Raw genomic sequence first — 12,695 nt, forward strand, 5'->3', positions numbered from 1 at the left:
CGAGTTTCAGCCGGACCCCGGAGATCCCCATGCGCGCGCCGAGCATTGCCATACCTTTCGCTTTCTTCCTGCTGCTGGCGGGCCTCGTGGCCGCGACGGCGGCGGGCGCCGGGACGTTTGACCTCAAGTCCGGCCGCGAGCGCGCTGTCGTCGCCGTGGTGGCGCTCAATGCCGGCACCGAAGTGACCGATTTTCTGGTGCCCTACGGCATTTTGAATCAGGCAGGCGCCGAGGTGGCGGCGGTGGCGCCGACCACGGCGCCGGTCGCGCTGTGGCCCGCAAGCGCGGTGCGGCCCGACGCGGACTTTGCCGCCTTCGATGCGGCGTACCCTGAAGGCGCCGACATCGTGATCGTGCCGGCGATGATCGAGCCGGGCGACGCGGCGGTGGTCGAATGGCTGCGCGCGCAGGCCGCGACCGGCGCGCTGATGGTGTCGATCTGCGAAGGCGCGAGCACGCTTGCCGAAACCGGCCTGCTCGACGGCAAGCGCGCCACCGGACATTTCTACGAACACGATTCCCGCGTGAAGCGCTATCCCAATGTCGAATGGCAGCGCAACATTCGCTATGTCGAGGACGAAGGCGTGATCTCTTCGTCCGGCGTCAGCGCCTCGCTTCCCGTTTCGCTGCTGCTGGCCGAACGGCTGGCGGGCGCCGAACGCGCGCGCGAAATCGCGGCGGCTTACGGCGTTGCCGAATATGGCCCGGCGCATGACAGCGACGCCTTCGGCATCGGCGGGCGCGAAATGGCGACGGCGGCGAAGAACATCCTGTTCGGCTGGCCGCGCGCCCGCTACCTGATCGAGGTGCGGGACGGCGCCGACGAGGTCGACATGGCCTTCCCGCTCGACTTCGCGGCGCGCACTTATCGCGGTTCGTCGGCGACACTTGCCGCCACGCCGGAAATCCGCACCCGCCACGGCCTTGTGGTGATCGCCGATGTGACCGGCGAAGCACCGCGATCCGCGCGCCTCGTGCGGCTGCCGGGCGCGCCCGAAGGCGGCCCGGATGCCACCGTGACGCTGGCAAACCCCGCGACGCTGCGCGAGGACTTCCTCGCCTTTATCGGCGACGCCCTTGGAGCGGGCACGGCGCATTTCGTTGCCGTGCAGCTTGAATATCCGCGCCCCTGACCGGCGCCTCTCCCGATTGTGACTGGACGGTGAGCCCCGCCGCCGGGCAGGCTCGCGCCACAAGTCACAATGGATGAGGAAGGCGCGGAATGTCGGTCGAGATGTCGCTGGAGACGGTGAAGGATTATTACGGCCACACGCTGAAAGACACGGCCGACCTCAAGACCGATGCCTGCTGCGACCCCGGCGCCGTGCCGGCCCATGTGAAGGCGGCGCTCGCCAATGTCCATGACGAGGTGCTGACGCGCTATTACGGCTGCGGCCTTGTGATCCCCGAAAAACTCGACGGCATGCGCGTGCTCGATCTCGGCTCGGGCGCGGGGCGCGACGTCTATGCGCTGGCGCAGCTTGTGGGCCCCGAAGGCGCGGTGGTCGGCGTCGACATGACAGCCGAACAACTGGCGGTCGCGCGCGCGCATGAGGACTGGCACCGCGCGCGCTTCGGCTATGCGCGTTCGAATGTCGAATTCCGCGAAGGCTATATCGAACGGCTCGGCGAGCTTGGCCTTGAGCCCCAGAGCTTCGACATCGTGGTCTCGAACTGCGTCATCAACCTCTCGCCCGACAAGAAGGCGGTGCTGGACGGCGCGCGGGCGCTGCTGAAACCGGGCGGCGAGATCTATTTCGCCGATGTCTATGCCGATCGCCGCCTCGATCCGGGCCTGCGCGACGACCCGGTGCTGCTCGGCGAATGCCTGGGCGGCGCGCTCTACTGGAACGATTTCCTGAACCTTGCAAAGCAGGCGGGCTTTGCCGACCCGCGCCTCGTCGCCGACCGCCCGCTTGAAGTGCTGGAACCGTCGATCCGCCGCGCGCTGGGCAACGCCCGCTTCTTCTCGGCAACCTACCGGCTGTTCAACATCGAGGGGCTGGAACCGGCCTGCGAGGATTACGGACAGGCCGTGATCTACAAGGGCGGCATTCCGCATGCGGAAGATGCGTTCACCCTCGACGCCCATCACCGGATCGAGAAAGGCCGCGTCTTCCCGGTCTGCGGCAACACCTGGAACATGCTGAAGGAAAGCCGTTTCGCCCCGCATTTCGACTTCATCGGCGATTTCGCGCGGCATTACGGCATTTTCGAGGGCTGCGGCACCCAGATGCCGTTCGGCGCCAACGAAAGCCCGGCGGAAGGCGGCGCCTGCTGCTGAAATGAGCCCCTTGCAATCCCGCGCGGGCGCCCCATATAGCATTCAATCATCGCAGGCGCTGCGACCACGGATGTAATGGCGTGGCGACGGATGATCGGGAAAGGCCGGGAAAACCCGGCCTTTTTTTGTGCCCGGACGACGGCGCGGGGCGCCTCAGTTGTCGAGGAAGCTCCGAAGCTTCCTTGAACGGCTCGGATGCTTCAGCTTGCGGAGCGCCTTGGCCTCGATCTGGCGGATGCGTTCGCGCGTCACCGAGAATTGCTGGCCGACTTCTTCCAGCGTGTGGTCGGTGTTCATGCCGATGCCGAAGCGCATGCGCAGCACGCGCTCCTCGCGCGGCGTGAGCGAGGCGAGCACACGGGTCGTCGTTTCGCGCAGGTTCGACTGGATCGCGGCGTCGATGGGCAGGATCGCGTTCTTGTCCTCGATGAAGTCGCCGAGATGCGAGTCTTCCTCGTCGCCGATGGGCGTTTCGAGGCTGATCGGCTCTTTGGCGATCTTCAGCACCTTGCGGACTTTTTCGAGCGGCATGCCGAGCTTTTCGGCAAGCTCTTCCGGCGTCGGCTCGCGGCCGATTTCGTGCAGCATCTGGCGCGAGGTGCGCACCAGCTTGTTGATCGTCTCGATCATGTGGACCGGGATGCGGATGGTGCGCGCCTGGTCGGCGATCGAACGCGTGATCGCCTGACGGATCCACCATGTCGCATAGGTGCTGAACTTGTAGCCGCGGCGGTATTCGAATTTGTCGACCGCCTTCATCAACCCGATATTGCCTTCCTGAATCAGATCGAGGAACTGCAACCCGCGATTGGTGTATTTCTTGGCGATGGAGATGACGAGGCGGAGGTTCGCTTCGACCATTTCCTTCTTGGCGATGCGCGCCTCGCGCTCGCCCTTCTGCACGCCGGAAACGATGCGGCGGTATTCGGCGATGTCGAGGCCGGTTTCCGACGCCAGCGTCTGGATTTCCTGACGCAGATCCTTCACCTGGTCGCGCTCGTCCTTGGTGAAACCCGCCCAGCCCTTGCCCTTGAGGCGGCTGACGCGGCGCAGCCAGTTGGGATCGAGTTCGTTGCCGAAATACTGCTTCAGGAATTCCTCGCGCGGAATGCCGTGGCTTTCGGCGAGGCGCAACATGCGGCCTTCGAGACCCATCAGGCGCTTGTTGATCGCGTAAAGCTGTTCGACAAGGCTTTCGATGCGGTTGTTGTTGAGCGAGAGGCTTTTGACTTCCTCGATGAGGTCCGACGTCAGCTTCTGGTATTTCTTGTCCGACGCGCCGCCGAAATCCTCGCCCTTGAGCGCCAGTTCGACCTTCTGGTCCTGCAGCTTGCGGAGCTTCTTGTAGTCGGCCGCGATCTTGTCGAAGGTTTCGAGCACTTTCGGCTTGAGTTCGGCTTCCATCGCGGCGAGCGACATGGAGTTGTCGTCCTCGCCATCCTCATCGACTTCTTCTTCTTCGGGTTCGATGCGGGGCGGGGCCTCGCCGGCGAGCGCGGCCTGGCTGTGGTCGACCTTCTTGGCGTCGGGACCGGCAAAGGTCGCGTCGAGGTCGATGATGTCGCGAAGGAGAATCTTCCCCTCGTTCAATTCGTCGCGCCAGATGATGATGGCCTGGAAGGTCAGCGGGCTTTCGCAGAGGCCCGCGATCATGGTTTCGCGGCCCGCCTCGATGCGCTTGGCGATGGCGATTTCGCCTTCGCGCGACAGAAGCTCGACCGAACCCATTTCGCGCAGATACATGCGCACCGGATCGTCGGTGCGGTCGAGCGCGGTGGAGGTGGTGGTCGTGGTGGCGACGGCCTTGCCGGTCGCAGGTTCGTCGTCGTCGCCCTCGGCTTCCGCGTCGCGTTCGCCGTCGCTGTCGGCCTGCTCCTCGGCCTCGTCGTTCTCGACCACGTTGATGCCCATTTCGGAGAGCATCGACAACGTGTCCTCGATCTGTTCGGAGGAGAACTCTTCCGACGGCAGAACCTTGTTGAGTTCGTCATAGGTGACGAAACCGCGAGACTTGGCGGCCTTGATCATTTTCTTGACCGCCGCATCGGACATGTCGAGAAGCGGACCGTCCTGCGCCACTTCGGGCGCCGCTTCGGGTGCTTCTGCCTGTTCCGCTGTCTTCGCCATTCAGTCCGTCTCCGCCTTGGCGCGGGCCTGCGAGGCCGCGCATGTATCCGATATAGGTCGTGGGGTCGCGCGGGGCGAGCGCCGGACAGACGGAGCGAACGTGTAAAAGGACGCATGCCGCCGGACGCCGCCCGGCCGCTAAGCTTCCCTCGCTCTCCGCCTGATCTCTTGTGCGCCCTCGTTTCCCCGGATGGCTCGAGCCATCACCTCGCCGGCGCACCGCCCTCGAAATTCCCGCTGGTTGACCCGATCCCCTTAAAGTCCCGTTCCGAAGTCTTAAAGTCCGAAGCGTCACCCGAGCCCGTCGACCAGTTCGGAGCGCTCAAGCTGCTCCTGAATGGCCCGGAACCGGGCGTAGTTCTCTTCCGTCATCTCCTCGGCAAGCACACGCTCGGCGGCTTTCAACTCGGCTTCCAGCCCGATCGCGCGGCGATGCCGCGCCAGCGTGTGCAGGAAGCCCGCTTCCGCCTCGTCGGGCGGCGCATCGGGCCAAGCGTGGCGGTCGCCGACAAAGGCCGTTCCGGCCTCAAGACGCCGTGCGATATCCGCCAAATCCCTGCTCAGCAAGTGGTTCTTCAGCGCCTCCCTTTCAAGAGGCGCATGAAGGGCGGCTATATCTATGATTTCATTGCGTAATCTGTCAAGCGCCGGGGTCCTGATCTCGACACTTGAAAATTCCTCGGCGTAATTCTCAAGGAGTTCCGGGTGGTTAAGGACCGTGAGGAGCAAAAGCCCCTCGCGCCCCTGGCCGCCGCCGGTGCCGCTGGCGATAGCCGAACGGCGCAATTCGGGTGTGACGGGGGGGACGAATGACCCACCCTGCCCGAAGGATTGACGGCCGCGCCATGGCCGGTTGCCGCCGGAGCCGAAGGGGCGGTTGTTCCGCACAAAACCGCCCTGTTGTCCGCCCGCCCGACGTTCGCCGCGGCCGAACATGCGCGAAATGCGGCCGCGCAAATCCTCGGCGTAATGCCCGCGCACTTTCGGATCGCCGATCATGCCGATCACGGCTTCGATCCGCGTCTCGAGCGCGGCGCGGCGCTCCGGTGTGTCCCAGGTGCCGGCGGCGACTTCCTTTTCCCAGACCATTTCGGCAAGCGGCCGCGCGGCGTCGAGCACGGCGCGCATGGCGGCCGATCCTTCCTCGCGCACCAGATCGTCGGGGTCTTTTCCTTCCGGCAGCAGCGCGAAGCGCAAGCTGTGGCCGGGCTTCAGGAGCGGCAGCACGCGCTCGACCGCGCGGTAGGCGGCGCGAAGCCCCGCCTTGTCGCCGTCGAAACAAAGGATCGGTTCTGGCGCCATGCGCCAGAGCAGCGCGATCTGGTCTTCGGTCAAGGCCGTGCCGAGCGGCGCCACCGCGTGGTCGATGCCGCCCTGCGCGAGACCGACGACATCCATATAGCCCTCGACCGCAACGACCGTGCCCGCGTCATGCGCGGCCTTGCGCGCGCGGTGCAGGTTGTAGAGGACGCGGCCCTTGTGAAAGAGCGGCGTGTCGGGGGAGTTCAGATATTTGGCCTTGGCGTCGGCGGCGAGCGCGCGGCCCCCGAACGCGATGACGCGACCGCGCGCATCGGCAATCGGAAAGATCACGCGGTTGCGGAAACGGTCGTAAGGCTCGGCGATGTCGGGGCCGTGGATGACGAGCCCGGCTTCGGCCATCTGTTCGAGCGTCACGTCGCGCGATTTCAGGTAGCGCATCAGCGCCACGCGCTCGGCCCGGTCGTCGCCCGGCGCATAGCCGACGCCGAATTCCTCCAGCGTCTTGCCCTTCATGCCGCGCCGTTCGAGATAGGCGCGCGCCTCGGCGCCGGCGCCCTCCTGCAATTTCTGCCGGAAAAACTGCGCCGCCATTTCCATCACGTCGATAAGCGTGGCGGCTTCCTTCTCGCGCTGCGCTTCATGGGCGTCGCGCTTCGGCATTTCCATGCCGGCTTCGGCCGCGAGCCGCTCCACCGCTTCGAGGAAAGAAAGGTTCTCGGTCTTCTCGACAAACGAGATGATGTCGCCATGCTCGCCGCTCGAGAAGCAGTGATAGAACTGCTTGTCGTCATTGACGGTGAAGCTCGGACTCTTCTCGTTGGAAAAGGGCGACAGCCCGACAAACTCCCTTCCCCGCCGCGTCAGCTTGACCTTGCGCCCAACCACCTCCGAGACGCGAATGCGCCCCTTCAGTTCATCGAGGAAGGACTTCGGGAAGGACATGGGGGCCGCCGCTCAAGCTCCGGGATCGGTCGGCCATTGTGCCACCCGTGCCCGGCCTTAGCGAGTCGGGGCGTTCAGGCCAGCTTCGCCTTCACAATCGCGCCGGCCTTGCCGAAATCCATCTGGCCGGCATGGCGCTTTTTCAGTTCGCCCATCACACGGCCCATGTCCTTGATGCCGGCCGCGCCGGTTTCGGAAATCACGGCGGCGACGGCGGCTTCGGTTTCGGCGTCCGATAGCTGCTTCGGCATGAAGCTCTCGATGATGCCGATCTCCTCGCGCTCCTGTTGGGCAAGCTCGACGCGGCCCGCGGATTCGTAGGTCTCGACCGATTCGCGGCGCTGCTTCACCATCTTGGCGAGCACCTCGAGAATTTCGGCCTCGCCGACACCGGCATCGCGCCCCTCGGTGCGGCCGGCGATGTCGCGGTCCTTCAGCGCCGCCTGGATCAGCCGCAGCGTCGACATGCGCCGCTTGTCCTGGGCCTTGGTGGCCTCGGTCAGGCCCGCCTTGATGCGGTCGCGCAAACTGTCGCTCATCGGGTCGCTCCGTGGGTCGCGGCCCGAGGCGCGAAGGCCGGGCCAGAATCGGCGCCACGCTAAACCAATCGCTCCGGCAGCGCAATTCAATGATGCGTTGCCGCACACCCCATAAATGTCTGATTTAATTGAACTATTTCGTGCGCGCCGCGTCTTGACGGAAATCCGGCGATCCCTTAGTGTCCGCCAAATTCAACGGGAAACCGAGTCTGTCGCCGGGGGCGTCCGCCCCCTGCCCGCTTGCGGGCAGGCCGAAGACAGACACGCCCTCCCCTGGAGAGCCAGTATGAAGGTGTCGACGAAAGCCGCCACGGAACGGCGCGCGCCCAAGGGCCCGCAAAGTTCCGGGGAGGAGTCGGCATGAACACGCGGGCGCCCGAAGCAAAGAGCCAGACGATGACCGATACCGAAAAGCCGACCGCCCTCCTTGTACTGAAGGACGGGACGGTGCTTTCGGGCCGCGGCATCGGCGCAACGGGCGAAGCGGTGGGCGAGGTCTGCTTCAACACCGCGATGACCGGCTATCAGGAAATCCTGACCGACCCGTCTTATGCCGGGCAGATCATCACCTTCACCTTTCCGCATATCGGCAATGTCGGCACCAATGACGACGACATCGAGACGTCGAACATGGCGTCGTCGTCGGGCGTGCGCGGGCTCGTGATCCGCGCCGACATCACCCAACCATCGAACTACCGCGCGGCGCAGCATCTCGACCAGTGGCTGAAGGCGCGGCGCATCATCGGCCTTTCGGGCATCGACACGCGGGCGCTGACGCGGCGCATCCGCGAGAAGGGCTATGTCGACGGCATCATCGCGCATGACCCTGCGGGCAATTTCGACGTGCCCAAGCTGCTCGAAAAGGCGCGCGGCTGGCCGGGCCTTGTCGGCATGGACCTCGTCAAGGACGTGACCTGCGGCCAAAGCTACAAGTGGGACGAGGCGCGCTGGGTCTGGAACGAAGGCCACAAACCGGCGACGGCCCTGAAACATCACGTCGTCGCCATCGATTACGGCGTCAAGCGCAACATCCTGCGCTGCCTTGCAAGCGCCGGCTGCCGGGTGACGGTGGTGCCGGCCGAAACGAAAGCCGAGGACATTCTGGCGCTGGCGCCGGACGGCGTCTTCCTGTCGAACGGTCCGGGCGATCCGGCCGCGACCGGCGAATATGCGGTGCCGGAAATCAGAAAGCTGGTGGCGAGCGGCAAGCCCGTTTTCGGCATTTGCCTCGGCCACCAGATGCTGGCGCTGGCGCTCGGCGCCAAAACCGAAAAGATGCATCAGGGCCATCACGGCGCCAATCATCCCGTGAAGGACCACACGACCGGCAAGGTCGAGATCACCTCGATGAACCACGGCTTCGCGGTGTCGCGCGAGAGTTTGGGGGCCGATATCGAGGAAACCCATGTGTCGCTCTTCGACGGCTCGAATTGCGGCATCCGGTTGAAAGGCAAGCCGGTCTTCTCGGTGCAATACCACCCCGAAGCCTCGCCCGGCCCGCAGGATTCGCATTACCTCTTCGAACGCTTCGTGAAGCTGATCAAGGAGGGGAAGTGATGGCCACACCCCTCAAACTTGAAGTGATTGCATCTGCAACATTGTTCAAACTTTTTCGTGTTGCTCAGTCGGGCGACGGATATATCTCACCCGAAGACATGTCGGAATCGTTTGAGAGAAACATATCCGAAAAGCAAGTCCGGTTGGCGGTAGAACACCTGTCAGAAAGGGACCTTTGCTCGGCACGCACCGGTCCCATGGGGACCAAATTGCAGATAACTCGCACGGGCTACTTGGCCGTCGAAAATGATCTCGACGACCCTTCTTCTTTTTCCCACCAGTATTCTGAAAAAGGCAACAAATGGCTTTGGGAGACTGGGGGAAGAATCAAAACCATCGAACAGCATGACCCGGCAGAGATACCAGCGTCAGATCGATTGGTGAAGCTTGATCACAATAGCAATGAGTATCAAGAAGCTACGCATCATCTTGACGAGCTTATCGAAGCCGTCGGGGCAGATCGCAGCAATGACTTCGAAGACAAAGATCAGCGCTTGGCAGAACTTAAAGCTGGTCGTGAGTTGCTAAACAGCAATACCGCCAGCCCAACAAAGATTGAAGCTGTTCTCTATGGCTCCCTAGGCTACCTCGCCACAAAGTTTGCAGACGAACCCATCGGCGCATTAGCTGCGGCGACATGGGCGGCCATTAAAATTCTTCTCGGACTCTGAAATGCCCAAACGCACCGACATAAACAGCATTCTGATCATCGGCGCGGGGCCGATCATTATCGGTCAGGCTTGCGAGTTCGACTATTCGGGCACGCAGGCCTGCAAGGCGCTGAAGGACGAGGGCTACCGGATCATTCTGGTCAACTCGAACCCGGCCACGATCATGACCGACCCGGAACTGGCCGACGCCACCTATGTCGAGCCGATCACGCCGGAAGTCGTCGCCAAGATCATCGAAAAGGAACGGCCCGACGCGCTGCTGCCGACCATGGGCGGACAGACCGCGCTCAACACGGCGCTGGCGCTGGCCGATATGGGCGTGCTGGAAAAATTCGGCGTCGAGATGATCGGCGCCAAGCGCGAAGCGATCGAGATGGCCGAGGACCGCCAGCTCTTCCGCGACGCGATGGACCGTATCGGCCTCGAAAGCCCGCGCTCGCGCGTCGCCCACAATATGGAAGAGGCGATGGCGGCGCTCGATTTCGTCGGCCTGCCCGCGATCATCCGCCCCTCCTTCACGATGGGCGGCACCGGCGGCGGCATCGCCTACAACAAGCAGGAATTCGCCGACATCATCGAAAGCGGCCTCGACGCAAGCCCGGTCAACGAAGTGCTGGTGGAAGAAAGCGTGCTCGGCTGGAAGGAATACGAGATGGAGGTCGTCCGCGACAAGGCGGACAATTGCATCATCATCTGCTCGATCGAAAACATCGACCCGATGGGCGTGCATACGGGCGACAGCATCACCATTGCCCCGGCGCTGACGCTGACCGACAAGGAATACCAGATCATGCGCAACGCGAGCATCGCGGTGCTGCGCGAGATCGGCGTCGAGACCGGCGGCTCCAATGTGCAGTTCGCGGTTAACCCCAAGGACGGCCGCCTCGTCGTCATCGAAATGAACCCGCGCGTCTCGCGCTCGTCGGCGCTGGCCTCCAAGGCGACCGGCTTTCCGATTGCGAAAGTCGCCGCAAGGCTCGCGGTCGGCTACACGCTGGACGAATTGCAGAACGACATCACCAAGGTCACGCCGGCAAGCTTCGAGCCGACCATCGACTATGTGGTGACAAAAATCCCGCGCTTCGCCTTCGAAAAATTCGCCGGCGCCGAAAAGCTGCTCGGCACGGCGATGAAATCGGTCGGCGAGGCCATGGCAATCGGCCGCACCTTCCAGGAGAGCTTGCAGAAGGCGCTGCGCTCGATGGAAACCGGGCTGACCGGCCTCAACGAAGTCGTCGTGCCCGGCATGGGCGAAGGCGACGACAAGAACGCGATCCGCGCCGCCCTCGGCCGTCCGACGCCGGACCGCCTGCTGGTGATCGCGCAAGCGCTGCGCCACGGCATGAGCCACGACCAGGTCCACGCGGCCTGCGCCTACGATCCGTGGTTCCTCGAACAATTGCAGGGCCTGATCGACGCGGAAGCGGATGTGCGCGCGAACGGCTTGCCGAAATCGAAATCCGACATGCGGCGGCTGAAGGCGATGGGCTTTTCGGATGCGCGCCTCGCCGAGCTTTGCGGCATGGAGGAAGACGCCGTGCGCGCCGCACGCCGCGCGCTCGGCGTGCGCCCCGTCTACAAGCGCATCGACACCTGCGCCGCCGAGTTCGAAAGCCTGACGCCCTATATGTATTCGACCTACGAGACCGACTTCGATGGGTCCGCCGATTGCGAAGCCGATCCGTCGGACAGAAAGAAGGCGATCATTCTGGGCGGCGGTCCGAACCGCATCGGCCAGGGCATCGAATTCGACTATTGCTGCTGCCACGCCGCTTTCGCGCTCGATGAAATCGGCATCGAAAGCATCATGGTCAACTGCAATCCGGAAACGGTGTCGACCGACTACGACACGTCGGACCGCCTCTATTTCGAACCGCTGACCGCCGAAGACGTGCTGGAGCTGATCGATCTCGAAAAGTCGAAGGGGACGCTGGCCGGCGTCATCGTGCAGTTCGGCGGGCAGACGCCGCTGAAACTCGCCGGCGATCTCGAACGCGCGAAAATTCCGATCCTCGGCACCTCGCCCGACGCGATCGACCTTGCCGAAGACCGCGACCGCTTCAAGGCGCTGCTCGAAAAGCTCGGCCTGAAACAGCCGCCCAACGGCATTGCCCGTTCGGCCGACGAGGCCAAGGCGATTGCCGAACGCATCGGCTATCCGGTGGTCATCCGCCCCTCTTATGTTCTGGGCGGCCGCGGCATGGAGATCGTGCGCGACGCGGCGCATCTCGACCGCTACATCACCGAAGCCGTGATCGTGTCCGGCAAGAGCCCGGTGCTGATCGACTATTATCTGCGCGACGCCATCGAGGTCGATGTCGATGCGCTGTGCGACGGCAAGGATGTCGTGATCTGCGGCATCATGGAGCATATCGAGGAAGCGGGTGTGCATTCGGGCGACAGCGCCTGCTCGCTCCCGCCCTATTCGCTGCCTGCCGCGACCATCGCCGAGATTGAGCGGCAGACGCGCGACATGGCGCTGGCGCTGAATGTCGGCGGACTGATGAATGTGCAATATGCGGTGCAGGACGGCACGATCTATGTGCTCGAAGTTAATCCGCGCGCCTCGCGCACCGTGCCCTTCGTTGCGAAAGTGATCGGCGAGCCGGTGGCGAAGATCGCCGCCAAGGTGATGGCGGGCATGCCGCTGGCGGGCTTCGATCTGAAGCCGAAAGTCGAGGGCCGCGTCGCGGTGAAAGAAGCCGTCTTCCCCTTCGCGCGTTTCCCCGGCGTCGACACGATCCTCGGGCCGGAAATGCGCTCGACCGGCGAAGTGATGGGCCTCGACAAGAGTTTCGCCGTGGCGTTTGCCAAGAGCCAGCTCGGCGGCGGCACCAAAGTGCCGGTCGAAGGCACGGTCTTCGTGTCGGTGAAGGACGCCGACAAGACGAAAATCATTGCGCCCGCCAAAAAACTGATCGCGATGGGCTTCAAGCTGATCGCCACCGGCGGCACGCAGCGCTATCTGGCCGAACAGGGGATTGAGGTCGCAACCATCAACAAGGTGCTGGAAGGCCGGCCGCACATTGTCGACGCGATCAAGAACGGCGAGGTGGCGCTGGTTTTCAACACGACGGAAGGCGCGCAGGCGCTGACCGATTCGATGTCGCTGCGCCGCGCCGCGCTGTTGATGAAGGTGCCTTACTATACAACCGTGGCCGGCGCCCGCGCCGCCGTGGAAGGCATCGAGGCCATCCGCAAGGGCAAACTGGAAGTTGCCTCGCTGCAGTCCTACAATATGGGGCGAAACGCGGCGGAATAACGAGGCCGGGCGGCGGCGGGCATAAAACGGGTTTGACCTTTCCCGCCGCG

At 63.9% G+C, this 12,695-nt stretch carries 8 protein-coding genes; 5 read left to right on the plus strand and 3 right to left on the minus strand.

Annotated elements, in window-relative coordinates; translation table 11 throughout:
• Positions 1–29 precede the first annotated feature (29 nt).
• Positions 30–1,133 carry a DJ-1/PfpI family protein gene (locus KF719_RS04890; RefSeq protein WP_293507539.1) on the plus strand — a complete coding sequence of 368 codons (1,104 nt, stop codon included), beginning with the start codon at positions 30–32 and terminating at the stop codon, positions 1,131–1,133.
• Positions 1,134–1,222: 89 nt separating this feature from the next.
• The gene (locus KF719_RS04895) at positions 1,223–2,284 is read left to right on the plus strand and encodes a methyltransferase domain-containing protein (protein WP_293507541.1); all 1,062 of its coding nucleotides are present in this window, start codon (positions 1,223–1,225) and stop codon (positions 2,282–2,284) included.
• A gap of 153 nt (positions 2,285–2,437) precedes the next feature.
• On the opposite strand, the gene rpoD is transcribed toward KF719_RS04895, so the two are convergent.
• From rpoD to KF719_RS04910, 3 genes are all read right to left on the minus strand, one after another.
• Positions 2,438–4,411, minus strand: coding sequence for an RNA polymerase sigma factor RpoD (gene rpoD, locus KF719_RS04900; protein WP_293507542.1), 1,974 nt, complete (start codon positions 4,409–4,411; stop codon positions 2,438–2,440).
• 291 nt (positions 4,412–4,702) lie between these two features.
• A complete protein-coding gene (dnaG, locus tag KF719_RS04905; protein WP_293507544.1) occupies positions 4,703–6,616 on the minus strand; it encodes a DNA primase in 1,914 nt (637 codons plus the stop codon).
• A gap of 74 nt (positions 6,617–6,690) precedes the next feature.
• Entirely contained in the window at positions 6,691–7,155 is a 465-nt protein-coding gene (locus KF719_RS04910) for a GatB/YqeY domain-containing protein (protein WP_293507545.1), read from the minus strand.
• A gap of 360 nt (positions 7,156–7,515) precedes the next feature.
• Here KF719_RS04910 and carA point away from each other — a divergent pair, with 360 nt between their 5' ends.
• Genes carA through carB form a run of 3 tightly spaced genes read left to right on the plus strand, consistent with a single transcriptional unit; the run spans position 7,516 to position 12,645 of the window.
• Positions 7,516–8,712, plus strand: a complete 1,197-nt coding sequence (carA, locus tag KF719_RS04915; protein ID WP_293507546.1) for a glutamine-hydrolyzing carbamoyl-phosphate synthase small subunit — start codon at positions 7,516–7,518, stop codon at positions 8,710–8,712.
• Positions 8,712–9,383, plus strand: a complete 672-nt coding sequence (locus KF719_RS04920) for a hypothetical protein (protein ID WP_293507548.1) — start codon at positions 8,712–8,714, stop codon at positions 9,381–9,383. The genes carA and KF719_RS04920 overlap by 1 nt, the downstream gene beginning before the upstream one ends.
• Before the next feature lies 1 nt (position 9,384).
• Positions 9,385–12,645, plus strand: a complete 3,261-nt coding sequence (carB, locus tag KF719_RS04925; protein WP_293507550.1) for a carbamoyl-phosphate synthase large subunit — start codon at positions 9,385–9,387, stop codon at positions 12,643–12,645.
• Positions 12,646–12,695: the final 50 nt, after the last annotated feature.

Origin of the sequence: Parvibaculum sp. (assembly GCF_019635935.1) — a bacterium.
Classification (GTDB): domain Bacteria; phylum Pseudomonadota; class Alphaproteobacteria; order Parvibaculales; family Parvibaculaceae; genus Parvibaculum.